We start from the raw sequence: 22,715 nt of genomic DNA on the forward strand, positions 1-22,715 counted from the left end.
GCCGAACCGGCCGCCACGTCCGTCCTCCCCGAGAAAGTGCCGAGGAAATGCCCATGCTCTCCGCGCCCCCGCCGATGCCCCCGGCCTACAACTCCGGCGACACGGCCTGGCTGCTCGCCTCCACCGCCATGGTCCTGCTGATGACACCCGGCCTGGCGTTCTTCTACGGAGGCCTGGTCCGGCTCAAGCACATCCTGATGATGCTGAAGATGAGCTTCGCCGCCCTCGCCTTCGGCACGCTGGTCTGGTGGGCGCTCGGCTACACCCTCGCGTTCGGGCCGGACGTCGGCGGGGCCGGCCTGATCGGCGGCGTCGACCGGGCGTTCTTCCGCGGCATCCAGCTCACCACCCTCACCGGCGCCATCCCCACCTACATCTACGCCACCTTCCAGATGGGCTTCGCGATCGTCACCGTCGCCCTGATCAGCGGCTCCGTCGCCGACCGGGCCCGGATGAGCGGCTGGCTGGTGTTCGTCCCGCTCTGGCTGCTGATCGTCTACGCGCCCGCCGCGCACTGGGTGTTCTCCCCGGACGGCTGGATCCACGACAAGCTCGGCGCGCTCGACTTCGCCGGCGGCCTGCCCGTCGAACTCAACTCCGGCGCCGCCGGACTGGCCGTCGCGATCGCCCTGCGCGGCCCGCGCGGCTGGGCCCGGCGGGAGGGACGGCCCAACAACATCCCGCTGGTGGTGATCGGCGTCGCGCTGCTCTGGTTCGGCTGGTTCGGCTTCAACTCGGGGTCGGCGCTCAACGACCAGGGCACCGCCGCCGCAGCCTTCCTGAACACCCAACTCGGCGGCGCCGCCGCGATGGTGACCTGGCCGCTGGTCGAGAAGTGGCGCACCGGGAGCGTCAGCACCACCGGCGTGGTCTCCGCGGGCGTGGCCGGCATGGTCGCCATCACCCCCGCCTGCGGCGAGATCAACCCGCTCGGCGCGGTGATCACGGGCCTGGTGGCCGGCCTGGTCTGCGCGTTCGCCGTCACCCTCAAGTACCGCTTCGGCGTGGACGACACCCTCGACGTGGTCGGCGTGCACGGCGTCGGCGGCGTCACCGGCCTGATCATGGTCGGCCTGTTCGCCACCGCCCGGATCAGCGGCCGCGAGGGCCTGTTCTACGGCGGCGGCTGGAGCCTGCTGGGCAAGCAGGTGCTCGCGGTGCTCGCGATGGCCGCGTTCTCGTTCCTGCTCACCTTCCTGATCGCCAAGGCCGTCGACGCGGTCGTCGGCTTCCGGGCCGACGCCGCGTACGCGCACGTCCCCGGCGGGGAGGCCGAGACGGCCTACGACACCGTCACGGCCGAACGCCTCGGTGCGCTCGCGGCCGAGGGCGCCGCCCGCAGCGACAGCGAACTCGTCCGGCGGATCGCCGAGTTGATCCGCGCGCGGCGCCAGGACTGACCGCCACGAGCAGGACGCGGAGAGGTCGAGGGCGCCGGCAGGCGGCGGTGTCGCCGTCGGCGCCGGTGCCCCCGCGCCGTGGTGGGCGGGGGCTTCCGGGGTTCGTCCGCGGGTCAGAGGATCCGGGCGGTCGCGCCGTAGCCCAGGGCCTTCGACGGCGTCTGGGCGTCGACCTCCTGGCCGGGGGTGGGGCGCCAGTCCGCCATCAGGGTCAGGCCCGGCTCGACGAGTTCCATGCCCTCGAACCAGGACGCGATCACGTCCTTGGGGCGGGTGTAGAGCTGCTGGCCCACGCCGGCGAGGTAGGCGTCGGTCATCCGGCCGACCTGGGCGCGGGTCTCGTCGTCGGCCAGTTCGTCCGAGAGGTGCGAGATGGCGAGGTAGCTGCCGGGCACGCAGGCGTCCCGGTAGCGGGTCACCAGGGCGGCCGGGTCGTCCTTGTCCTCGACGAACACCAGCAGGCCGCCCATCAGGATGCCGACCGGGCGGCTCAGGTCGATCAGTTCGCGGACCCGGGGGTGCTCCCAGATCTGCTCCGGGAACCGGCCGTCCGCCTCGATCATCGCCACCAGCGGCTCGTCCGCGAGGATCTCCTCGCCGTGCAGCACCGCCGAGGGCTCGTGGTCCACGTACACCACCCGGGCCTTCGGGTTCCGGGCGTGCGCCACCTCGTGCACGTTGCCGGCGGTGGGCAGCCCGGACGCGATGTCGATGAACTGGTCCACACCCTCGGCGAGCAGGAACCGCACCGTGCGGCGCAGCCAGTCCCGGTTCGCGCGGGCGAGCAGTTCGACGCTGGGCAGCATCGTCCTGATCCGCTCGGCCTTCTGCCGGTCCACCTCGAAGTTGTAGAGCCCGCCCAGGTAATAGTCGTATATTCGCGCGATGTTGGCGGACTCCACGTCGGCCACTGGGCGGTCGGTGCTTGTGGTCATGGGGGGACCCCTCGCGTCGAGATGGCGGCCCGTCACGACGGCGTGCCGTCCACCGCCGGTGAGTATAGTGACGCCCAATCAGCTCTGGTACTGGTCAACGGTATTGAGATCGGAGACGGTTCGGGTGGCCGCTGAAGCGGCCGGTCAGCTCCGGTCGACGATGACGGAGATGCCCCAGCCGATGGCCGCGAGGACCAGGGCGAGGATCAGTCCGGCGAGGGCGCGGCGGGCCGGACCGGCGGTCGGCCGGGCGGCGGCGTCCTCGCCGGCCGGGCCGAGGGGGTTGAGCAGCCACAGGGCGCAGGCGAACAGCGCGGGCAGCCCGGCGCCGGTGAGCAGGCCCACGAGGACGATCTTCGCGAGGGCGCCCAGGTTGATCCAGGCGTTCATCGGACGGCCTCGTCGGCGGGAGGCGTCGGAATCACCGAGCCGGTCCAGGCGGCATTGACGTTCTCCGGGGTCACGGCCGGACGGCGGGAGGCGACGAAGAACGCGACCGAGGCCGCCACGAGCACGAGGAAGACGACCACCACGCCCGCCGTACCGCCGATGCCGTCCGCGATCCAGAAAGCCACCGCGCCGAGCAGCGCCGAGGCGGGCAGCGTGAACAGCCAGGCCGTCGCCATCCGGCGGGCGAGCCGCCAGCGCACCTCGGCGCCGTTCCTTCCGATCCCCGAACCCACGATCGACCCGGTGGCCACGTGCGTGGTGGACAACGGGTAGCCGAAGTCGGTGGAACAGAGGATCACGGCGGCCGTCGCGGACTCGCTCGCCATCCCCTGCGCCGGCGCGATCTCGGTCAGCCCCTTGCCCAGGGTGCGGATCACCCGCCAGCCGCCGACGTAGGAGCCCAGGCCGATCGCCAGCGCGCAGGAGACGATCACCCAGGTCGGCGCATTCGCCCCGGTCGGCAGCGCGCCGTCGGCGATCAGGGCCAGGGTGATGACGCCCATGGTCTTCTGCGCGTCGTTGGTGCCGTGGGCGAGCGACACCATCGAGGCCGAGCCGATCTGGCCGAGCCGGAAACCGTGCCCACGCGCGCCCTCGGAAACGCGACGGGTGATCCGGTAGACCAGCACCGTGCCGATGGCGGCCACGCCGCCGGCCACGAACGGCGACAGCAGGGCGGGAACGATCACCTTGGAGACCAGCTCCTGCCACTTGACGACCGAGGGGCCGGCCGCCGCCACCGTCGCCCCGATCACCCCGCCGATCAGCGCGTGCGACGAGCTGGAAGGGATCCCGAGGAACCAGGTGGCCAGGTTCCACAGGATGCTGCCGGTCAGACCGGCGCACACCACGGTCAGGGTGACCTCGTGAGCGGCGACCAGACCACTGGCGATGGTCGCCGCCACTGCGGTCGACAGGAACGCCCCGGCCAGGTTCAGCACCGCCGAAAGGCCGACCGCGACGCGCGGCGGGAGCGCCCCGGTGGCGATCGAGGTCGCCATCGCGTTGCCGGTGTCGTGGAAGCCGTTGGTGAAATCGAAGCCCAGCGCCGTCGCGACCATCAACGCCAGGACCGCGTCATTACCGGTCACGGACCAGAACCTAGCCCGGGCCCCGACCACCCCCGGCGCAGCGACACCCCGCCGCGCCCGGGGTGGACGGGCTGCCATCCGGTCGGGTCAGCAATGGGGGCCGGTGGACCGAGTGCCGCTGGTGGAAGATCACGGCCCGGTGGGTCGTACTGCGGGCGGGGCGGGTGGGGGCAAGCTGTCGTCATATGACGACGGCAAGCTCCCTTCGGAATGCGTGGTTTCACGCAGTCATCACCATTGTTGCCCTTCCCCTTGTGGCCTTGCGGACACCGCAACGCACAATTCCACCGCCGGCCGCAGCAGGCGCTGGAGAAAGGATTCCCGGATTCCGATCGGATCGGGCGGGAGCGGATTTCTCGCCACCACGGTGATCCGCCGGAATCCCAATGACCTCACCAGTGGCTGCCACTCCCGCCCGGTGCCGGCTGCGGGGCGGGGCAGGCCCAGGTCCGGCGTGTGGGCGAGGCCGGGGCGGGGCGGTGGTGGAACGTGGGGCTGTGCTGCGTGGTCTTTTTCGGCCGGGCCGACCGGGCCGAATTCCGTTCGGCGCGCGATCCGGGAATCACGCCGGGCGTACGCCCCCTGACGGGTCGGGGGTGTCCGACGATGACCGAAATACGGGCGGTTCGGGGGAGGACGGTGCAGGCTACAGTGAACGCCTTGCAAGCCAGATCGGTGACAGGCACCCGATAGCGGTAGGCCCATCGGCCCCCAAGGAGACGCCGTGCGAGCTCTGGTATATCTCGGTCCCGGTTTCCATTCCGATTCCGGTCCGCATCCCGTCGAGTTACGGGACCATCCGCGTCCGGAGGCGTCCGGGCGAGACGACGTCGTGCTGAGGGTCGTCGGGACGGGGATCTGCGGGACGGACCGCAAAATCCTGCTGGGCCGCTTCCCGGCCCGGCCCGGAGTGGTCCTCGGACACGAGTCGGTCGGCGTGGTGGAGGAGGTCGGAGCGGACGTGACGTCCGTCCGTCCCGGCGACCGGGTGGTGGTCAATCCGACGCTGTACTGCGGCAGTTGTCCGCCCTGTCGGCGGGGTGCGACCAACCACTGCCGGAACAAGCGGGGCACCGAGGTCGGCGTCGACCGCGACGGCACGTACGCCGAGCACGTGGTGCTGCCGGAACGTTTCACCGAACGGCTGCCGGGCGCCCTCGCCTTCCGGCGCGCCGTGCTGGTGGAGCCGCTGGCCTGCGTCCTCAACAACGTGCTCGCCGCGGACGTCGGCTACGGCGACACCGTGGCCGTGCTGGGCGCGGGACCGATCGGCCTCCTCACCGCCCTGGTCGCCGCGCGCGGGGCACGCCGGGTGGTGATCGCCGAGTCGGATCCGTACCGGCTGGCCGTCGCCGGACCGCTGGTCGACCGGACCGTCGACGCCGGCGGGCCGAACCCGCTCGAAGCGGTGGTCAAGGCCGGGGACGGACGCCGGCCCGACATCGTGTTCGACACCACCGGGGCGGCCGTCGAGCAGGCGCTGCGACTGGTGGCAGACGGCGGCCGGGTCGTCGCCATGGGCTTCGACGACAGCTACCGGCCCAGCATCAGCCCGCTGTACCTGACCAACCACGGCGTCAGCCTGATCGGGGCCGGTGACTACCGGGCGGACACCTTCCCGATCGCGGTCGACCTGATCGGCGACCTGCCGTTGGACTCGCTGGTCACCCACGAGTTCCCGCTCGATCGCTACCAGGACGCCTTCGCGCTGCTCTCCGCCGGGGCCGACGGAACGGGGCGCGGCACCGGCCACGACGCCGGCCATGGAACGGGCCACGGCACCGGCTACGGCGCGATGAAGGTCGTCATCCGGTCCGACACCGCCCCGGCAGGCCCGGACGGCTGGCCGGAGGTCGCCGGATGAGCCCGCGTCCCGCGCTGTACGGCGCGGTCGAGTCGGGCGGCACCAAGGTGGTCTGCCTGGTGGGGACGTCGCCCGAGAACGTGCTGGCCCAGGCCAGGTTCCCCACCGGGGAGCCCGGAGAGACCCTGGCACGCGTCGCCGACTTCTTCGGCCGGGCGACGGAGCGGCACGGTCCGCTGGCCGCCATCGGCGTCGCCTCGTTCGGCCCGCTGGAGCTGCGTCCGGACCTCCCGATGTACGGGTTCACCACCGACACGCCCAAACCGGGCTGGGCCGACGTCGACGTACTCGGCTCGCTGGCACGGGAGTTGAACGTACCGATCGGCATCGACACGGACGTCAACGGCGCGGCCCTCGGCGAGGGACGGTGGGGCGCCGCGCGAGGGCTCGACACCTACGTGTACCTCACCGTCGGGACCGGCATCGGCGGCGGCGCGATCATCGGCGGACGGCCCGTCAGGGGACTGGTCCACACCGAGATGGGCCACGTGGCGGTGAGCCGGCGGCCCGGTGACGACTTCCCGGGCAACTGCCCCTTCCACGGCGACTGCCTGGAAGGCATGGCCGGAGGCACCGCCGTCGCGGACCGGTGGGGGCGGCCCGCGGAGCAGCTGACCGGGGACGAGCTGCACCGGGCGGTCGAGCTCGAAGCCGGCTACCTGGCCGAGGGACTGCGCAGCATCGTCTACTGCACCGCTCCCGAGCGGATCGTGATCGGCGGCGGCATGTCGGTGCTCCCCGGACTGCTTCCCGCCGTACGGGCGGAACTGCTCAAACAGCTCGGCGGGTATCCGGGGCTGCCCGAACAGGCCGCCGACGACTTCGTCGTGCCGGCGGAACTCGGCGCGATGGCCGGTCCGGCCGGCGGCCTCGTCCTGGCGTTCCGGGCCGAGGCGCAGCACAACACCCGCTGACCGCACGGCGGGGAGCGGTCCGCGATCGGCCGGGACTCGGGCCTGCCCGGCCGATCCTGCCGGGCGCGCGATCGACCGGACAGGCCCCGGGGCACAGCAGGGCTGCGGTGCGGCGTGCCCGAAAGCACGTGGACGGCAGGAAGGATGACGGAGTGGTGACGACCGGCCCCATCGAGCTCGACGTCGGTACGCGCGCCTGGCTGCACGGCGAGGCCCTGCCCGGGGAACGCGTCCGGTGCGCGGAGCGGCTGCTCGGAGGCTGCAACAACGAGCTGATCCTGCTGCTGACCGAGGCGGACGGCCGCTACGTGCTGCGCCGCTTCCGGCCCGGCGGGGAGAGCGGGGTCCGGCGCAACACGTGCGAGGTCGAGGCCGCGCTGCTGCGACGCCTGCACGGGCGGCTTCCGCTGCCCGAGCTGGTGGCCGCCGACCCGGACGGCGCGGCCACGGGATGTCCGTCCCTGCTCTACCGCTACATCCGGGGTGTTCCGCTGACCGAGGCGCTGGCGGACGCCTCCGGACCGGCCGCCGCAGACCTGGGCCGGGCGGTCGGCGCGGCCCTGGCCCTGGTCTCCGGATGGGAACTGCCCCGGCCCGGCCGCTTCGAGGAGGCGTCGCTCGTTCCGCAGCCGCCGGACGGCCGGAGCGACCTGCAGGCCTTCGTGGAACACTGCCTGGCGGTCGCGGAGCGACGCCCCCCACCGGCGGGCGGGGCGGCGCCCCGGCTCGGCGCGTCGGACGCCCGGACGCTGCGCCGGCTGGCCGAACGGGCCGCGCCGCTCTGCGCCCGCGCCGCCGCCGACCACCGGCTCGTCCACAACGACTTCAATCCCAAGAACCTGCTGGTCGGGCCGGGCCGCGACGGACGCTGGGAGGTCGCCGCCGTCCTCGACTGGGAACTCGCCTTCAGCGGCCCGCCGCTGATGGACGTCGGCAACATGCTGCGCTTCGAGGACGACTACCCGCCGGACTACTCCCGGGCGTTCCTGGACGGCTTCCGGGACGGCGGCGGGCCGCTGCCCGACGACTGGCGGCGCACCAGCCGGGCCCTGGACCTGTTCGCCCTGGCCGACATCCTGACCGACCCGCCGGACCGCCGGGTGTTCGACCGGGTCCGCGCCGTCATGCTGCGCCGCGCGGCCGCGGAGAACGTCCTTTCCCGCTCCGTTCCGCGCTGATTCCCGGCCCGTCCGAATTATTGACACGGCCATCCACGAGAGACAGTCTGAGCGGACAGGAATGCGTTGTGCCGAATTTCGGCAGACTTTTCCGTCGGCTTCTTCGGCGGCCGGTGCAGAACCGGCCCGATGGAAGGCAGGAAACGGTGGAAGAAAACCCCGAGAACGATGTCCTGATCATCACTCCCGACGTCAAGTGCAACGGCATCCCGCCGACCCCGGCGCAGACCGAGGGCCCGTACTACAAGCCGGCCACACCGTTCAAGACGAACTTCCGGTCCGACGTCCCGACCGGGACCCCGATGGTGCTGTCGGGCCGGGTCGTGGACCCGGACGGCAAGCCGATCGGGGGTGCTCTGCTGGACTTCTGGCAGGTCGGCGACGAGGGCGTGTACGACGAGGAGGGGTTCACCCTCCGCGGGCACCAGTTCGCCGACGAGGAGGGGAACTGGCGGCTGGAGACCGTCCTGCCGGCCGAGTACCCGGGCCGGACGCGGCACCTGCACGTGAAGGTGCAGCCGCCCGGCGGCGGCGTCCTGACCACCATGCTGTACTTCCCCGGCGAGCGCCGGAACCGGCTGGACAAGTATTTCCGCCCCGAATGCCTGATGGACGTGCAGGAAACCCCGGAGGGGTGGCAGGCGAGTTTCACCTTCATTCTGCCCTCCTGAGCAATTCCGGGGCGCTGTCGGTCGTCGAACAAGGGTCGGCGCATTCTTTTCGGGAATCGCCGGCCCGGCCTCGGGAGGAATTGTGGAAGACGCACGGAAGATCGAGGACCTGATCTACTACCAGGTCAGCGAGTACAAGATGCGGCACGGCGAGGGGATCCACCTCTACGACGCCGACGGCAGGGCGTACATCGACTGCGCCTCGGGGACGTTCAATCTCAGCCTCGGCTACGGGCACCCCGAGATCGTCAAGGCCATGCGGGAACAGGCGGACCTGCTGGTCCACGCCACCTCGACGTTCCAGACCGAGCCGGTGGAGCGGCTGGTGCGCCGACTGGTCGCGGTGTCGCCGCCGAACCTCACCCGGGTCCACCTGAAGGTCTCGGGCGGCGCGACCGCCAACGAGGGCGCCGTGAAGATGGCCCAGGTGCGCACCGGACGGCGGGATGTGATCACGCTCTTCCGCAGCCACCACGGCCAGACCATGATGACCACCGCGATGTCCGGCGAGGCGTTCCGCCGGGCGCCGTTCCCGACGCAGATCGCCGGCATCACGCACGTCCCGGACCCGTACTGCCTGCGCTGCTTCTACAAGCAGAGCCCCGACAGCTGCGGCCTGCTGTGCGCGGAGCGGATCAACGACTTCATCGACCACGCCTCGTCGGGCAGTGTGGCCTGCATCGTCGTGGAGCCGGTGTCCGGCTCGGGCGGCAACATCGTGCCGCCGGACGGCTACCTCGCCGCGCTCCGCCGGATCTGCGACGAACGCGGCATCGTGCTGGTCTTCGACGAGGTGCAGACCGGCATCGGCCGCACCGGCCACATGTTCGCCGCCGACCACTTCGGCGTGCGGCCGGACATCATCACCACCGCCAAGGGCCTGGGCGGTTCCGGCGCCCAGGTCGCCGCGATCCTCACCACCGAGGAACTCGCGGGCCTGGACGGCGAGTACCACTCGTTCACCTACGGTGGCAACGTGCTGGCCGCCGCCGCCGCGGACAAGACCCTGGAAATCGTCTCCCGCCCGGAGTTCCTGGCACACGTCCGGACCGTCGGCGCCCACCTGATGGAGCGGCTGCGCGACCTGGCGGCGCGCCACCCCCGGATCGGCGACGTCCGCGGCCTCGGGCTGATGATCGGCCTGGAGATGGTCGACCGGGACGGCCGGCCGGACACCCCGCTGACCCTGCACCTCGCCCACCGCGGCATGGACCACGGCCTGATCCTGCGCACCTCCCGCTACGGGCGCGGGAACGTCCTGAAGATCCGGCCGCCGCTGATCATCACCACCGAGGAGGCGGACCTCCTCTGCGACCGGCTGGAGACCCTCTTCGCCGCGGAGGCGACCTGATGACCGACATGAAGGACTACCTGCTCGGTCTCGCCCGGCTCGTCCGCGACGAGATCACCGCCGGCCGGTCCCGGTCCGAGAACCGCGGCGTCCGCGGGCACTCGCCGGGCGGCGACGCCCAGTTCGGCATCGACGACGTCGCCGAACGGGCCGTCTGGAAGTACGTCGTCGACCACGACCTGCCGGTCGCCGTGTTCTCCGAGGACCGCGGCCTGCGCACCCACGGCCGCCGCCCCGAACACCTCCTGGTGGTCGACCCCATCGACGGCACCCGGCCCGCCGTGGCCGGCCTGGAGTCCGCCACCGTGTCCGTCGCGGTCGCCCGGCTCGGCGACCGCCCCCGCATCGCGGACGTCGAACACGCCCTGCTGATGGAGTGGAAGACCGGTGCCCACCTGTACGCCGAGCGCGGCACCCCCGGGGTGGCGGCACACGGCTACGACCACCCCGTGCCCGCGCCGACCCGGACCACCGACCTCTCCCGGATGTTCTGGTCCCTGGAGTTCAACGGCCACCCCGCCCACCTGATGACCGAGGCCTACGGGCACCTCATCGACCTCTCGGCCAACACCGGCGGCGTGTTCGTCTTCAACAGCGCCACCTGGTCCATCTCCCGCCTGATCACCGGTCAGCTCGACGCGTACGTCGACATCGGCAACCGGCTGCTGCGCGACGACCCCGCGCTGCTCGGCGAGTTCCAACGGGTCGGCAACGGGCGGGTGCTGCACCTGTTCCCGTACGACATCGCCGCCGCGGTGCTGCTGGCCGAGCAGGCCGGCCTCGTCATCACCGACGCCTACGGGCAGCCGCTCGGCGACACCGCACTCACCGAACTGGACGTCGCCAACCAGCGGTCCTGCGTGGCGGCGTCCACACCCGAACTCCACCGCAAGCTGCTGGACGGCATCGCCTGGCGAAGCTCCGGGGGGCGGGCATGACGGACGACACCGAGTTCCGGCAGCTGCTGGAGCGGCTCTCGGCCCGGGCCAGCAGCGACTACTACAACCCGTACACCACCTTCGACTGGCCGGCCGAACTCCCCGAGGACGAACCCTGGTTCTCGCCCGAGCTGCTGTCCGTCCACGGCACGGAGTACGTCGAACGGCTCACCCCGGACCAGCTGCGGGCACTCGGCCGCGGGGAGAGCGTCAACTTCTACAGCCTGAACGTCCACGGCATCAGGGAACTGCTCATCGAGGTGATGCGGCGGATCCACGCCCCCGGCTTCGAGATCCCGTCCGAGTTCTTCCACCACTTCATCGGTGAGGAGAACGAGCACATGTGGTTCTTCGCCACGTTCTGCCTCAAGTACGGCGGACGGATCTACCCGGAGAAGCGGCTGAAGCTGGCCGTTCCCTCCGACGACCCGGCACGGGAGAACTTCCTGGTCTTCGCCCGCATCCTGCTGTTCGAGCAGATCGTCGACCACTACAACGTGCGGCTGGCCGCGGACGAGCGGCTGCACCCGACCATCCGACAGCTGAACCGGATCCACCACCAGGACGAGAGCCGGCACATCGCCTTCGGGGCCCGGCTGGTCCACCTGCTCTGGGAACGGCTGCTGGAAGCCGGACTGGACGAGGACGACCGCCGGGCCATCGGCCGGAACCTCGACGGCTACCTGTCCGCGAGCATCGGCTCCCTCTATAACCCGGCCGTCTACCGGGACGCCGGGATTCCGGACGGACTCGCCTTCCGCAAACGCCTGCTGGACCACCCGGCGCGCCGGGCCGAGCACCGGCGGGTGCTGCGCAAGTCCAGGGACTTCCTCCGGCGGATCGGCGTCCCGGAGACATGAACCGGCTCCGCGCCGACCCGCCCGTCCACCTGCACGCCCGTCCATCCGCACGTCCGTCCACCCGCACGCTCGACCGCCGCACGTTCGACCGCCGTCCGGAGGAGGACGATGTCCGACACCGACCGCGCCGCCCGCACCAGTTGGTCCGTCCAGGACGGCCTCGCGACGCTCGGCGGGCCCGCCACCGGCCTGCTGCGCGCGCTCGACGACGTCTTCACGGGCTGGGCGACCGCCCGCGGCGCCGAGCCGATGACGCTGCCACCCCTGCTGCCCGCCGCCGAACTCCGGAAACTGGACTACTTCCAGAACTTCCCGCACCTCGGCAGCACCGTCAGCCGGATCCGGCCCGACCGGCTCGACCAGGACAGCGCCAAGGCCGGGACCGACCCGGTCCCCGCCCACGACCTCGCCGACGCCACCCACCTGCTGCCCTCGGCCGCCTGCTACGGAGCGTTCCTGCACCTCGCCGACAGCTCGCTCGACCGGGACGCGGCCCTGGTGACCACCGTCGCCCACTGCTACCGCAACGAGGACCACCACGACGGCCTGCGCCGGCTCTGGGGGTTCACCATGCGCGAGATCGTCTGCCTCGGCAGCCAGGACGCCGTCCGCGCGCACCTGGACCACCACCGGACGGAGGTGGCCGCCTTCGCCGACCGCCTCGGCATCGAACTGCACCGCGCCCCGGCCAGTGACCCCTTCTTCCGGCGCGACAGCCCGCGCGCCGTGCTGCAGGTCCTCGCGCCGGTCAAGGAGGAGTTCCTCGCCCCGGACGGCACCGCGGTGGCCTCGCTCAACAACCACCGCAACTTCTTCGGGGAGCGCTGCGCGATCCGGCACGACGGCAGGCCCGCCTTCACCGGCTGCGTCGCCTTCGGACTGGAACGCTGGCTGCACGTCCTGGACCTGCGCTTCGACGGCGACCTCGCCGCCGCCCGGGACGCGGTGGTCGAGGTCGGAGCGCCGCAGTGACCGGGCCGGCGCCGCTCCCGACCCGGCTGGAGCGGCGCCTCGGGGTGACCCTGCCGCTGCTCCAGGCCGGCATGGGCGGCGTCGCCGGGCCCGAGCTGTGCGGCGCCGTCTCCCGGGCGGGCGCCGGCGGCGTCCTCGGCCTCTACAAGGCACCACCCGAGCAGGTCCGCCGACTGATCGCCGACACCGCCGCGCGGACGGACCGGCCGTTCGGCATCAACCTGGTGCCCGAGGTGCTGGCCCCGGACCGGTGCCGGGCCCAACTCGACGCGGCCCTCGGCGTCCTGCCGGAGCGGGCGTTCGTGACGTTCTACGGGCTGCCCGCACCGGACCTGACGGCGACGGCCGTCCGGGCCGGCCTGCCGGTGGTGGTCCAGGTCGGCACCGCGCACGCCGCCGGCCGGGCCCTCGACGCGGGCGTCGACGTCGTCGTGCTCCAGGGCGTCGAGGCGGGCGGGCACCTGCTCGGCACCCTGCCGGCCCTGCCACTGCTGCGGGCCGTCCGCCGGGACCACCCCGACGCCGTCCTCGCCGTCGCGGGCGGCATCGCCACCGGCGCCGACCTCGCCCGGGCCGTTGACGAGGGCGCCGACGGGGCGATGGCCGGCACCCTCTTCGCCGCGGCCCGGGAATCCGAGGCGCACCCGGAATTCAAACGCCGGATCGTCGCGGCCGGAGCCTCGGACACCGTGGTGACGACGGTCTTCGACATCGGCTGGCCGAACCGGCCCCACCGGGTCCTGCGCAACGCGCTGACCGCGCCCGGCCCCCGGCGGTCGGCCCGGTTCATCGCCACCGCGGCCGGCCCCGGCGGCCGACGGCTGCCCGTGGCCCGGTACAGCGCCGCCGTACCGTCCGTCCGCACCGAGGGCCGGATCGCGGACATGGCGATGTACTGCGGCGACTCCTGCGAACGGATCACCGCCACCGCATCCGCAGCGGACCTGGTGGAACGCATCCGCGCCGACTACGGACGCGCGCTGCACGAGACCCGCCCCGAGCGGGCCGATCACGCCGGTCACGCCGGTCACGCCGGTCACGTCGATCACGTCGATCACGAAGGAGAGTGCCACGGTGAATGACTCCCTCAAGCCGGTGGTCGACTGGCTGCGTGCCCGCAACCCCGCGCTCGGCGAGATCCCCGCCGACCTCGACCTGATCGAGAACCGGATCATCGACTCCCTCGCCTTCATGGAGTTCATCCTGTTCCTGGAAGACCTCGTCGGCCGGGAACTGGACGTCGCCGAGCTGAGCGCCGACCAGTTCCGCACGCTGCACGCCATCGAGGACAACTTCCTGGCAGGAGAAGGGAGTTACTGAATGTGGCAGGGCACGGCGGTCTCGCTCCACCTCGCGCCGACCCACGGCGCACCCCTCGTCGAGGTGCGGGAAGCCGTCGCCGTCACCGGCCGCGGCCTGGAAGGCGACCGCTACTTCCAGGACCGCCCCGGCGACGCACAACTGCGACGGGCTCCCGGCCGAGCCTCCCGCGTCTGCGAGATCTCCCTCCTCGACATCGACGCCCTGGCAGCGCTGGAACGCGAGCACCGCATCCGCCTCACCCATTCCGAGGCGCGCCGGAACGTGGTGTGCCGCGGAGTCCCGCTGACCGAACTCGTGGGCCTGGAGTTCACCGTCGGAGACCGCGTGCGCCTGCTCGGCATCGCGCTCAGCGAACCCTGCGCCCGGCTCGAACAGCTCACCAGACCCGGCGTCCTGCGCGGACTCCTCCACCGCGGCGGCCTGCGCGCCCGCATCGTCGAAGGCGGCACCCTCCGCACCGGCGACCCGATCCGGCCCGGAAGCTGACGTCGCGCCCGGCAGGCGGCATAACCGCACGGTGTTCCCGCTCCGCCGGAAGCCGTTGTCTGCGGCGTCTGCGGCGCCTGCGCGCCGGCCGGGCCCTCCGGGCCGCCGTTCAGGGTGGCGCTGACCAAGCCGAAGACCCCTCCACCGATGGTCGTGAACACGGCGGTGACCAGGGCGATTTTGCTCGCCTCGGACAGGCCGCGGAACCACGCCCGCACCCGGCGCCGACGCGACGGCTGCGGCGGCGAAGCCGCCGTCCCGGCCCCCGATTCCGGTGGCGGGTCCGGGGTTTGGCCCGAGGTGCTGCTGGGAGATCGCGGCGTCAAGGAGAGCGAGACCTCCTGGCCTTCCGTATGTGTGGCGACCCACGACGGCAGAGCATGCGGTGTGACCCGGACCACACAGCGAGGTCGGGGGCGCGGCCTGTTGACAGCCTCACGAGCGCGCCCCGCAACGTCGCGGATCGGCGCTCCAACTGCGGTGCGAGCTGTCGACACTGACGCCACGTGAGCCCGGTCCGGGCGGTCGTCACCCGTGCGAGGTACGCCCAGGCAGCCACCCCGACCACCTGTGCGCAGGGTGGGGCCGGGCCGATTGGCGTCGTGCAGCGATGAGTTCGAGTTTGGTCGTTCGTTGCCGATCCCTTGACCTGGAGTTGGTACGGTACTGACCGAGTCGTCACGGGGGAGATCGGAACGGCGACTCGCAGTAGTGCACATGGGGGGAACATGGGCGAGTCCATAGCCGCTGTCCGGACCGGAACCACCGGAACCGGCGGCGCACGAATACCGGATCTTCCGGCAGGCACACTCAGGGTGTCCCCGGACGAGATGCGCACCTGGGCCGCGTCCGTCCGGGAGATCGGGACATCCTTCCGTGCGGCGGGTTCGACCGTCGACGGGGAAACCACCGACGCGTACGTGACACTGTCGGGCTGGCTCAGCGGCCCGGCCCTGCGGGAGCGCTCGATCCGCTGGGACGATCAGGAGAGCACCCTCGGCAACCTGCTCGCCGACGTCGCCGACCGGCTGCAGCGCACCGCCGACAACTACAGCGCCGCCGAGACCGCCGCGCAGCACCACGTCGTCGCCGCCGCGCCCGGGAGGTGGTGACGGATGCTCACCTTCGAGGCCGTGACAGAGGCCAGGCTCGACCGGGTGACCGCGGCGGCCGAGGCGTGGGGCGCGCTGCGCAACCGCTACCTCGGACTGCACGACCAGTGGATGCAGCAGGTGGTGAACCGGATGGCGGCCGGCTGGGAGGGCAGCGCCGCCGCCCAGGCCCAGGCCCGGGTCGGCCGGGCCGCCGACCAGCTGAACGCCGCGGCCGAGGAGGCGGCGGACCTCGCCGCGCTGCTGAACGATGCGGCGGGCGAGTTCCGCGACGCGCAGAAACGGCTGCGGCAGCTGGTCGAGGAGGAGGCCCCCGCAGGCCAACTGCGGATCACGGCCACCGGCGAGGTCGTCGACGTGCATCCCGAACTCGACGCGGCGCAGCAGGCGGACGGCGTCGGCCAACTGCTGGCCCGCCAGCAGGCCGTCATGCTGATGACAGCGAAGATCAACGCCGTGCTGGCGCAGGCGACCCAGGCCGACCGGGCCACCGCCTGGGCGCTCGCGCAGGACCCGAACGGGGAGCGGGACCACGGCTTCAACGCCGACACGTTCAACGACCTCGACCAGGCCAGGGCCGCCGAACGCGACCTCGCGGAGGCGCTCGACCTGGCCGGCAAGGGCGGGAAGCTGTCACCGGCCGAACTCGCCAGGCTCAACGCCCTGTTGGAGACCCGCAAGGGCGACCCGGCGTTCGCGGAGGCGTTCGCCACCGGCCTGGGCGCGCGCGGCACCATGGAGTTCTGGCGGAGCGTCAACGACCCCGGCCAGTACGGAGATCCGTTCGGCGGCCCGCTCGGAGCCCAGACACCCGGGCGGGCGGAGACGATGGCGAAGCTCCAGGCCTCCCTGGGCGAGACCCTCGGCACGGCCACCCAGAGCCACAGTCAGGCGATGGGCGACTGGAAGAAGGAGATGATCGGACTCGGCCCCGAACGGATGGCGGGCGGCGGCTACGACCCGAACGGGTTCCAGCTGATGGGCAGCCTGATGCGCACCGGCGAGTACGACAGCGGTTTCCTCAACGAGTTCGGCACCGCGCTGATCGACACCGAGCGGAGCGCGGGCAAGGGCGCCACCACCGGGTACGTGTGGCAGCTCGACGGCGCCGCCGCGAACTGGGACCACCTGGCCGAACGCGGCACCACCGCCGACCCGATGGCGGGATTCGCCGCCGCCCTCGGCAACAACCCGGACGCGGCGACCGCATTCCTCGACCCCGGCCCGGGCGGAACCAACGACCACCTCACATACCTCCTCAAGGACCGCGAGTGGCCCCTCGACGCGGGGAACGGGACGTTCCACGCGACCTCCGGCCCGCTCGGGCCCGCCCTCGAAGCAGCCGCCACCGGCGACCCGGCCGGCCAGGCCGACGGAGACCGCCGGCACACCGAGGCCCAGGCCCGGGTGGCCCAGGCGACCCTGACGACGATCGATCCCGAGGCCGGCGAGGAGAAGCTGCCCGGCGGCCTCGAAGGTCCGATCGCCAACATGCTCGCGGACTACGTGGACGACACCCATACGGCGTTCGGCAGTGTCAACGACAAGCAGCCCGGCGGCGCGGTGAACGGGTCCGTCTACACCACGCCGGACGGCTCCTCGCACATCGCGCTCAACCAGGGCACCCTGATCCGGGTGATGCGCGGCGCGGCGGAGGACCCCGACGCGTACGCCGTGCTGCACACCGCGGAGACCCGCAAGGTGTCGGAGGTGCTGCAGGACATCCCGCCGGGCGCGAGCGACACCCAGCAGCGCGACCAGATCCAGCAGAGCGCCGCCGCCATGTCGGTGTACGACGCGATCCGGGACGACATCCGGTACGACAAGCGCGACGACGACAACGACGCCGTCGAGTGGAACGCCAAGGTGGTGCAGAGCATCGTGGCGGTGGCCGACATTCCGGCCGGGCCGGCCAAGGACGTCATCGACCCGCTGACGGACACCTGGCTGACCTCGGTCGTGAACGACAGCAAGAAGGCGAACGACAACGAGGCCCTGGCCGAAGTGGGCCGACAGGACCTGGAGTCGAAGGGCCAGATCAAGCTCCAGATCGCCGAGTGGGCCAGGCAGCGCGGTGACGATCCGGACGGGTCGTCCGTCAACGTGCTCCAGCGTGAGGCCGACAACACCCGCGGCAATGCCTACAGATTCTCCATCGAACAACTGAGGGGCCAAGCATGACGCCGGACCAGTTCGGCGCGCCGGTACCGCCGATGCCTGCTGTCCCGCCGATGCCGCCGGGCCGGCCGGTGGTGGGGCGGGACCGGCGGCGGCGGTGGGCGTGGCTCGGGGTGGTGCTGCTCGTGGTGGGGGTGCCGAGCGGGTGGTACTTCGGTGGCGGGTACGACCGGTGGCAGGACGGGCGTTCGCTGCAGGGGCTGTGCGGGGGAACGTTGGACACCGCCGAGGTGAAGGACCTGCTCGACGGGGCAGGACGGTTGCGCGGGTACGAGATATCGCCGGTCGGGTGGCTCGCCAACTGCGGGTTGACGACGCCGGACCGGTACGGGTCGCTCCTGGTCGACGTTGCCTGGGACACTCCGCGGGCGTACGACGCCCTGTTCAAGCTCCGGCGCACCCGCGTGGTCCGTGCCGAGGGCGTGCCGGTGGTGCCGGTGGGCGCAGGGTGGGCAGGGGTGATGTCGGCCGGCGGGGACGGCCGGGAACACCTGGTGCTGGCACTGGCCTGCACTGGGAAGGAGGCCGGCCGGCAGCTGGTCGTCAGCCTGACCGCCGACCCGACGCGGGATCCCGACGGCCCGAAGGACGACTTCGCATCGGCCGAGCAACGCGCCCGGCTGGGCAGGATCGGCGCCCGGACCGCGCAACGGGCCAACGACATCTGGGGCTGCGGCGCCCAACTCGGCGGGAAGATCGAGCAGGTGCCGGGCCGGGCGGACATCGTGACCGCCCAGCCGGGGAAGGCGACCGGCACCTGCGCCGGGGTCGCCGGGCAGGTCCGCGAAAGCCCGGCCGACGGCACCGCACCGATCGAGGACTGTGCCGTCCTGATGCCCGACGACCCCAAGACCGTGGGCCTGAGGCTGTCCGCCTACTACCCGCCCTTTGACCTTCAGGCCAAGGACGGCGTCGGTCTGGCCCGAGGATCGAACGAGCCGGGGGTTGACGGAAGCCTCAGCTGGGCGACCGCGAAGTGCCCCGGCGGCACGGCCGTGTACCTGGGGAACCGCCTCGAACCGACGACCGCCTCGGCACGCGACGCCCTCGCCGCGTTCGCCCGACACTCCGCCGAGCGCCACGGCTGCTCGGCACCGGCGCTGCCCTGACGGCCCGTCGCCCGGACACCCGGCCCCCGCCGCTGATCACGGCGATCGGTTGACCAGTGCGGTCAGCTGCTCCTCGTCGCAGCGGTGGGGGCCTCCGTCCGGGCGGCGTCGGCGATCCGGGTTGCCAGCAGTCGCGGCCGACTGCGATGAGTCATAGCGTGTCGACCCGGTGTAGCCGGATCATCATGGCTCGATGGCGACGAAATGAGGAACCCATGGCCAGCAAGGCCAGCATCGTCTTCGCCCACGGACTCTGGGCCGACGGGTCGTGCTTCAACAAGCTCGTCCCCGCGCTCCATGCCGAGGGGCACGCGGTCTCCAGCTCGCAGCACGGCCTCGACTCGCTCGAAGGCGACGTCGCATGCGTCACCCGCTCCATCGACTACGTGCCCGGCCCGGTCGTGCTCGTCGGTCACTCCTACGGCGGGACCCTGATCACCAAGGCCGGCGTTCACGACCGCGTGGGCGCACTGGTCTACATCGCCGCGCTGGGCCCGGACGAGGACGAGACCTCGCAGGACCAGCAGAACAAGTTCCCCCGTACACCCGTGTTCGATCACATCGACGTCTCCCACGGCCGGATCTGGCTCAAGGAGTCGGGCACCGGCGACTTCTGCGGCGATCTGCCGCCGGCCGAGCAGCAGCTCGTCCGGGCCGTGGGCGCCGTGCCGGTCCCCGACCTGTTCGACCAGCAGGTGCCCGGCACTGCCTGGCGCACCAAGCCGAGCTGGTGCATCGTCGCGAACAACGACCGGACCGTGCACCCGGACCTGGAGCGGGCCTCCGCCGAGCGCATGGGCGCCAAGACCCACGCCGTCGACAGCAGCCACGTGCCGATGCTCTCGCAGCCGGCCTTCGTCCTCGACGTCATCCGCGACGCCGCGAAGTCCCTCGAAGGGTAGACGTCGGGCGCGCCGATCCAGGTGCTCCGGCCAGGGGGTGTCAGTGGGTGGCGGCGCAGTCCGGGTGGCCCCAGCCGGAGCCGACCTTGGTGATGGTGGCGCCCTTGGGGTAGGCGGCGCCGCACGGGCAGGTGCCGGGGAACCGGGCGGCGAGGGTGCGGCCCGTGCCCTTCGCGGCAGTGGAGCGGCGGGGCTTGGCCGGGGCCTTGGCAGAGCTCTGCGGTTCGGGCTCGGGCAGGTCGGCCGCGGTGCCGGCCGCGCCCTGCTGGGTGCGGGCGGCGTCGCTGGCGGCCTTGTCGGCGACGGCGTTCAGCGGGTCGCCGTTCACCTGGTGGGCGGCGACGTACACGAAGGTGACGTCCCGCCCGGTCAGCAGCGCGTCGATGCGCTGGATCAGCTCCTGATTGGCGACCGGCTTGCCCCCGGCGGTCTTCCAACCGTTGCGCTTCCACCCCGCCAGCCACTTGGTGACGGCGTCACGCGTGTACGTGCTGTCCAGCCGCACCTCCAGCGGCGCCCCGGGGTCGGTGGCGGCCAGCAACCGCTGAAGAGCCGTCAACTCGCCGACGTTGTTGGTGCTGTGCCCCAGCGCCCCGGACTCCCACCGCTGCGGCACGGCGGCACTGTCGGCGACCACGTACGCCCAGCCCGCCGGCCCGGGGTTGCCCTTGGCTGCTCCGTCACATGCGGCGATCACTCGTTCGACCATGTGTTGATCATGCCAGCTGCCGCGCGGACCCCGGTCCGCGCCTTCGCCGCTCACCCGCTCCGCGCGCCCGCGATCGTCGAGCCGGGCCGTCCGGGTGTTCCGGGACGTGTCCGGCGCCGGGTCGTGCCCGTGGTGGCCGACCGTGGGGCGTGCGGTCGAATCCGCGACCGCGGGAAGCGGCGAACGGGAAGGTGGAGACGTGGGACGGAGTGTCGTCGTCACGGACGCCGATCACGGAATCGGCGAGGAGGCGGCCCTGCGGCTGGCCGGTGCGGGGTTCGAGGTGGTGGCGACGGGCAGCACGGGGGCGGGGGTCGAGCGGCTGCGGGCGCGGGCGCGGGACGGTGGGGTGCGGCTTCGGGCGGTGGAGCTCGATGTGACCGAGCCGGGGGCGTGCGAGGAGGTGCTGGGGGACGTCCGACGGTGGACGGACGGGGGTCCCTGGGCTCTGGTGAACCATGGCGCGGTCGCGGCGGCCCGCGCCGTGGAGGACACGAGCGAGGAACAGGCCCGCCGGCTGATGGAGGCCAACGTGTTCGCCCAGGCACGGATCGCCCGCCTGGTACTGCCGGCCATGCGTCGGGCCGGTGGCGGACGGATCGTCACGGTCTCCTCGGCCGCCGCGCGGGCGGTGCTGCCGTTGCTCGGCTGGTACAGCGCCAGCCGGGCGGCCGCCGCCGTCCTGCACCACGCGATGCGGGTGGAGGCGGCGCCGTTCGGGGTGCGGGTCGTCCTGGTCGAGCACGGGTTCCACACCACCGGACTCGTCGACCAGGCCGTCCGGACGCTGGCCGAACCGAGTGCGGTCTCACCCCGCTTCTCCGACTGCTACCGGGCCGTCGCCGCGGCCCTCGGCGACCGGCCCCGTCTGGTCGGCCCCGAGCGGGCGGCCGCCGCCGTGCACCGGGCCCTGGTTGCGGACCGCCCGAGAGCGAGGTATCGCGTCGGCCGGGACGCGCGGGTGGAGGCGGAGCTGGACGCCTGCGCCCCGTTCGTGGTGGGCGACGCGGTCAAGCGTGCGCTGCTGGGACTGTCCGGTCCGCCGTCGCGGGCGGAGCGGCTGTTGGCGCGGCTCTGCGGGCTGCCGGAGTTCTGACGGCGGGGCGCCGGTCGGCCGGTGCCGCGCAGGGGTTGGACCAATCCGGTGAGTGCGTGAATCACGATGGTGGAGCCTGGCCGACGGGTTGTGCTCCGGCCGCTACGGTCCTGGCGTGATCACCGTACGTGCACGGCTGGCCGGGGTGGCGGTCCAACTGCCGGAGACCTGGGTTCCCATGGCGGAGCGGTAGGCGCAAGTCGCCGCCGCGAGCGCCTCGTTCAGCCCTCCGCCGGGCCTGGTGACCCAGCTGACCGGCGTCGAGGGCGTCCACCTGGCGGCGCCGGACGAGCAGCCGTCCGACCTGGCGGTCGCCGCCGCCCGCAAAGCGCTGGCGGAGAGCGGGCACAGTGCCGACGACATCGACCTGCTGATCTTCGCCGCCAGCTGCCAGGACCACACGGAGCCCGCCACCGCACACGTCGTCGCGGCCAAGTTCGGCCTGTCGTGCCCGGCGCTGGACGTGAAGAACGCCTGCAACAGCGTGCTCAACGCCGTCGAGCTCACCCAGGCGCTGATCTCGACGGGGCAGTACCGGACCGTGCTGATCGCCTGCGGTGAACGGGCGGCGGATGCCACCCGGCTGAACGTCCCCGACGCGGCGGCGTTCGCGCGGGCGTTCCCCGGCTACGGGTTCTCCGACGCCGGCGCCGCCCTGGTCCTCACCGCGGGAGGCGGCGAACCCTCGGCACCCGGAGTGCTGGGCTGCCGCTTCGTCGCCGACTCCGCCGCCTGGTCCTCCGCAGTCGTCCGGTCCGGCGGATCCGCGGCGCTGCGCGAGCCGAGCGAGGAGGGACGGTACTTCCGGACGGAAAGCACCGCGATGCGCAGCCGGCTTCGCGCGCTGTGGCCGGGCCTTCGCCTCTTCTTGGACGAACTGGGCCTCGCCTGGCGGGACTTCGCGTTCATCGGCGTGCACCAGGTGGCGGCGGGAGACATCCGCACCATGCTCGCCGTGGAGCCCACGATGCCCGCGGACCGGCTGGTCCTGACCCTCCCGCGACACGGGAACGTCGCCTCCGCCTCCCTGCCGCTGCAACTCGTGCGGGCCCGCGAGAGCGGCCTGGCCGGGCCGGGAGACCTGGTCGCGCTCATCGGATTCGCCGCGGGCGCCAGCGCGGGCCTGGCGGTGCTGCGCCTGTAGCGCCGCCCGCTCCACGATCCGAAGGCTTTCCC

The 22,715-nt window shown here is 72.4% G+C and carries 22 protein-coding genes; 18 read left to right on the forward strand and 4 right to left on the reverse strand.

Going from position 1 to position 22,715, the window contains the following annotated elements; translation table 11 throughout:
* Window positions 1–53: 53 nt before the first annotated feature.
* On the forward strand, window positions 54–1,400 hold the full coding sequence (locus tag ACFV4P_RS22485; RefSeq protein ID WP_380473668.1) for an ammonium transporter: 1,347 nt from the start codon (window positions 54–56) through the stop codon (window positions 1,398–1,400).
* A 113-nt stretch (window positions 1,401–1,513) separates the two neighbouring features.
* On the opposite strand, the gene ACFV4P_RS22490 is transcribed toward ACFV4P_RS22485, so the two are convergent.
* From ACFV4P_RS22490 to ACFV4P_RS22500, 3 genes are all read right to left on the reverse strand, one after another.
* On the reverse strand, window positions 1,514–2,335 hold the full coding sequence (locus tag ACFV4P_RS22490; RefSeq protein ID WP_380473670.1) for an SAM-dependent methyltransferase: 822 nt from the start codon (window positions 2,333–2,335) through the stop codon (window positions 1,514–1,516).
* Window positions 2,336–2,479: 144 nt separating this feature from the next.
* The gene (locus ACFV4P_RS22495) at window positions 2,480–2,725 is read right to left on the reverse strand and encodes a hypothetical protein (protein ID WP_380473672.1); all 246 of its coding nucleotides are present in this window, start codon (window positions 2,723–2,725) and stop codon (window positions 2,480–2,482) included.
* Window positions 2,722–3,876, reverse strand: coding sequence for an anion permease (locus ACFV4P_RS22500; protein WP_380473674.1), 1,155 nt, complete (start codon window positions 3,874–3,876; stop codon window positions 2,722–2,724). The genes ACFV4P_RS22495 and ACFV4P_RS22500 overlap by 4 nt, the downstream gene beginning before the upstream one ends.
* Window positions 3,877–4,708: 832 nt before the next feature.
* Here ACFV4P_RS22500 and ACFV4P_RS22505 point away from each other — a divergent pair.
* The 15 genes from ACFV4P_RS22505 (at window position 4,709) to ACFV4P_RS22575 (ending at window position 19,734) form a co-directional block, all read left to right on the forward strand.
* Window positions 4,709–5,740 (forward strand): zinc-binding dehydrogenase, encoded by a 1,032-nt coding sequence (locus ACFV4P_RS22505; protein ID WP_380473676.1) that lies wholly within the window; start codon window positions 4,709–4,711, stop codon window positions 5,738–5,740.
* On the forward strand, window positions 5,737–6,654 hold the full coding sequence (locus tag ACFV4P_RS22510; RefSeq protein ID WP_380473678.1) for an ROK family protein: 918 nt from the start codon (window positions 5,737–5,739) through the stop codon (window positions 6,652–6,654). Before ACFV4P_RS22505 ends, ACFV4P_RS22510 begins: the two co-directional genes overlap by 4 nt.
* Window positions 6,655–6,809: 155 nt before the next feature.
* Window positions 6,810–7,832, forward strand: coding sequence for a phosphotransferase family protein (locus ACFV4P_RS22515; RefSeq protein ID WP_380473680.1), 1,023 nt, complete (start codon window positions 6,810–6,812; stop codon window positions 7,830–7,832).
* Between the two features lie 146 nt (window positions 7,833–7,978).
* Window positions 7,979–8,503, forward strand: a complete 525-nt coding sequence (locus ACFV4P_RS22520; protein ID WP_073810603.1) for an intradiol ring-cleavage dioxygenase — start codon at window positions 7,979–7,981, stop codon at window positions 8,501–8,503.
* 82 nt (window positions 8,504–8,585) lie between these two features.
* Window positions 8,586–9,854, forward strand: coding sequence for an aspartate aminotransferase family protein (locus ACFV4P_RS22525; protein ID WP_380473682.1), 1,269 nt, complete (start codon window positions 8,586–8,588; stop codon window positions 9,852–9,854).
* A complete protein-coding gene (locus tag ACFV4P_RS22530; protein WP_380473684.1) occupies window positions 9,854–10,792 on the forward strand; it encodes an inositol monophosphatase family protein in 939 nt (312 codons plus the stop codon). The genes ACFV4P_RS22525 and ACFV4P_RS22530 overlap by 1 nt, the downstream gene beginning before the upstream one ends.
* On the forward strand, window positions 10,789–11,652 hold the full coding sequence (locus ACFV4P_RS22535) for a diiron oxygenase (protein WP_380473686.1): 864 nt from the start codon (window positions 10,789–10,791) through the stop codon (window positions 11,650–11,652). Before ACFV4P_RS22530 ends, ACFV4P_RS22535 begins: the two co-directional genes overlap by 4 nt.
* 108 nt (window positions 11,653–11,760) lie before the next feature.
* Window positions 11,761–12,624 carry a hypothetical protein gene (locus tag ACFV4P_RS22540; protein ID WP_380473688.1) on the forward strand — a complete coding sequence of 288 codons (864 nt, stop codon included), beginning with the start codon at window positions 11,761–11,763 and terminating at the stop codon, window positions 12,622–12,624.
* On the forward strand, window positions 12,621–13,706 hold the full coding sequence (locus tag ACFV4P_RS22545) for an NAD(P)H-dependent flavin oxidoreductase (RefSeq protein WP_380473690.1): 1,086 nt from the start codon (window positions 12,621–12,623) through the stop codon (window positions 13,704–13,706). Before ACFV4P_RS22540 ends, ACFV4P_RS22545 begins: the two co-directional genes overlap by 4 nt.
* Window positions 13,699–13,944, forward strand: coding sequence for an acetyl xylan esterase (locus tag ACFV4P_RS22550; RefSeq protein ID WP_073810611.1), 246 nt, complete (start codon window positions 13,699–13,701; stop codon window positions 13,942–13,944). Before ACFV4P_RS22545 ends, ACFV4P_RS22550 begins: the two co-directional genes overlap by 8 nt.
* Window positions 13,945–14,433, forward strand: coding sequence for an MOSC domain-containing protein (locus tag ACFV4P_RS22555; RefSeq protein WP_380473692.1), 489 nt, complete (start codon window positions 13,945–13,947; stop codon window positions 14,431–14,433).
* An 815-nt stretch (window positions 14,434–15,248) separates the two neighbouring features.
* Entirely contained in the window at window positions 15,249–15,545 is a 297-nt protein-coding gene (locus tag ACFV4P_RS22560) for a WXG100 family type VII secretion target (RefSeq protein WP_380473694.1), read from the forward strand.
* 3 nt (window positions 15,546–15,548) lie between these two features.
* Window positions 15,549–17,726 (forward strand): DUF6571 family protein, encoded by a 2,178-nt coding sequence (locus ACFV4P_RS22565; RefSeq protein ID WP_380473696.1) that lies wholly within the window; start codon window positions 15,549–15,551, stop codon window positions 17,724–17,726.
* Window positions 17,723–18,832 carry a hypothetical protein gene (locus ACFV4P_RS22570; protein WP_380473698.1) on the forward strand — a complete coding sequence of 370 codons (1,110 nt, stop codon included), beginning with the start codon at window positions 17,723–17,725 and terminating at the stop codon, window positions 18,830–18,832. Before ACFV4P_RS22565 ends, ACFV4P_RS22570 begins: the two co-directional genes overlap by 4 nt.
* Window positions 18,833–19,047: 215 nt before the next feature.
* The gene (locus ACFV4P_RS22575; RefSeq protein ID WP_380473700.1) at window positions 19,048–19,734 is read left to right on the forward strand and encodes an alpha/beta fold hydrolase; all 687 of its coding nucleotides are present in this window, start codon (window positions 19,048–19,050) and stop codon (window positions 19,732–19,734) included.
* A 40-nt stretch (window positions 19,735–19,774) separates the two neighbouring features.
* On the opposite strand, the gene ACFV4P_RS22580 is transcribed toward ACFV4P_RS22575, so the two are convergent.
* Window positions 19,775–20,443: a ribonuclease H gene (locus ACFV4P_RS22580; protein WP_380473701.1), complete on the reverse strand. Its 669-nt coding sequence runs from the start codon at window positions 20,441–20,443 to the stop codon at window positions 19,775–19,777.
* Between the two features lie 199 nt (window positions 20,444–20,642).
* On the opposite strand from ACFV4P_RS22580, the gene ACFV4P_RS22585 reads away from it, so the two are divergent.
* Window positions 20,643–21,539, forward strand: a complete 897-nt coding sequence (locus ACFV4P_RS22585; protein WP_380473703.1) for an SDR family NAD(P)-dependent oxidoreductase — start codon at window positions 20,643–20,645, stop codon at window positions 21,537–21,539.
* Between the two features lie 241 nt (window positions 21,540–21,780).
* A complete protein-coding gene (locus tag ACFV4P_RS22590; protein WP_380473705.1) occupies window positions 21,781–22,683 on the forward strand; it encodes a 3-oxoacyl-ACP synthase III family protein in 903 nt (300 codons plus the stop codon).
* The last annotated feature ends 32 nt before the right edge of the window (window positions 22,684–22,715 follow it).

The sequence above is a fragment of the Kitasatospora sp. NPDC059795 genome, from assembly GCF_042732175.1.
Taxonomy (GTDB): domain Bacteria; phylum Actinomycetota; class Actinomycetes; order Streptomycetales; family Streptomycetaceae; genus Kitasatospora.

Excerpts from the sequence above, each read along its gene's own strand:
- ACFV4P_RS22495 (WP_380473672.1), bottom strand. The coding sequence starts at position 2,725 with ATGAACGCCTGGATCAACCTGGGCGCCCTCGCGAAGATCGTCCTCGTG.
- ACFV4P_RS22575 (WP_380473700.1), top strand. The coding sequence starts at position 19,048 with ATGGCCAGCAAGGCCAGCATCGTCTTCGCCCACGGACTCTGGGCCGAC.
- ACFV4P_RS22510 (WP_380473678.1), top strand. The coding sequence starts at position 5,737 with ATGAGCCCGCGTCCCGCGCTGTACGGCGCGGTCGAGTCGGGCGGCACC.
- ACFV4P_RS22540 (WP_380473688.1), top strand. The coding sequence starts at position 11,761 with ATGTCCGACACCGACCGCGCCGCCCGCACCAGTTGGTCCGTCCAGGAC.
- ACFV4P_RS22530 (WP_380473684.1), top strand. The coding sequence starts at position 9,854 with ATGACCGACATGAAGGACTACCTGCTCGGTCTCGCCCGGCTCGTCCGC.
- ACFV4P_RS22570 (WP_380473698.1), top strand. The coding sequence starts at position 17,723 with ATGACGCCGGACCAGTTCGGCGCGCCGGTACCGCCGATGCCTGCTGTC.
- ACFV4P_RS22555 (WP_380473692.1), top strand. The coding sequence starts at position 13,945 with ATGTGGCAGGGCACGGCGGTCTCGCTCCACCTCGCGCCGACCCACGGC.
- ACFV4P_RS22485 (WP_380473668.1), top strand. The coding sequence starts at position 54 with ATGCTCTCCGCGCCCCCGCCGATGCCCCCGGCCTACAACTCCGGCGAC.
- ACFV4P_RS22580 (WP_380473701.1), bottom strand. The coding sequence starts at position 20,443 with ATGGTCGAACGAGTGATCGCCGCATGTGACGGAGCAGCCAAGGGCAAC.
- ACFV4P_RS22490 (WP_380473670.1), bottom strand. The coding sequence starts at position 2,335 with ATGACCACAAGCACCGACCGCCCAGTGGCCGACGTGGAGTCCGCCAAC.
- ACFV4P_RS22565 (WP_380473696.1), top strand. The coding sequence starts at position 15,549 with ATGCTCACCTTCGAGGCCGTGACAGAGGCCAGGCTCGACCGGGTGACC.
- ACFV4P_RS22535 (WP_380473686.1), top strand. The coding sequence starts at position 10,789 with ATGACGGACGACACCGAGTTCCGGCAGCTGCTGGAGCGGCTCTCGGCC.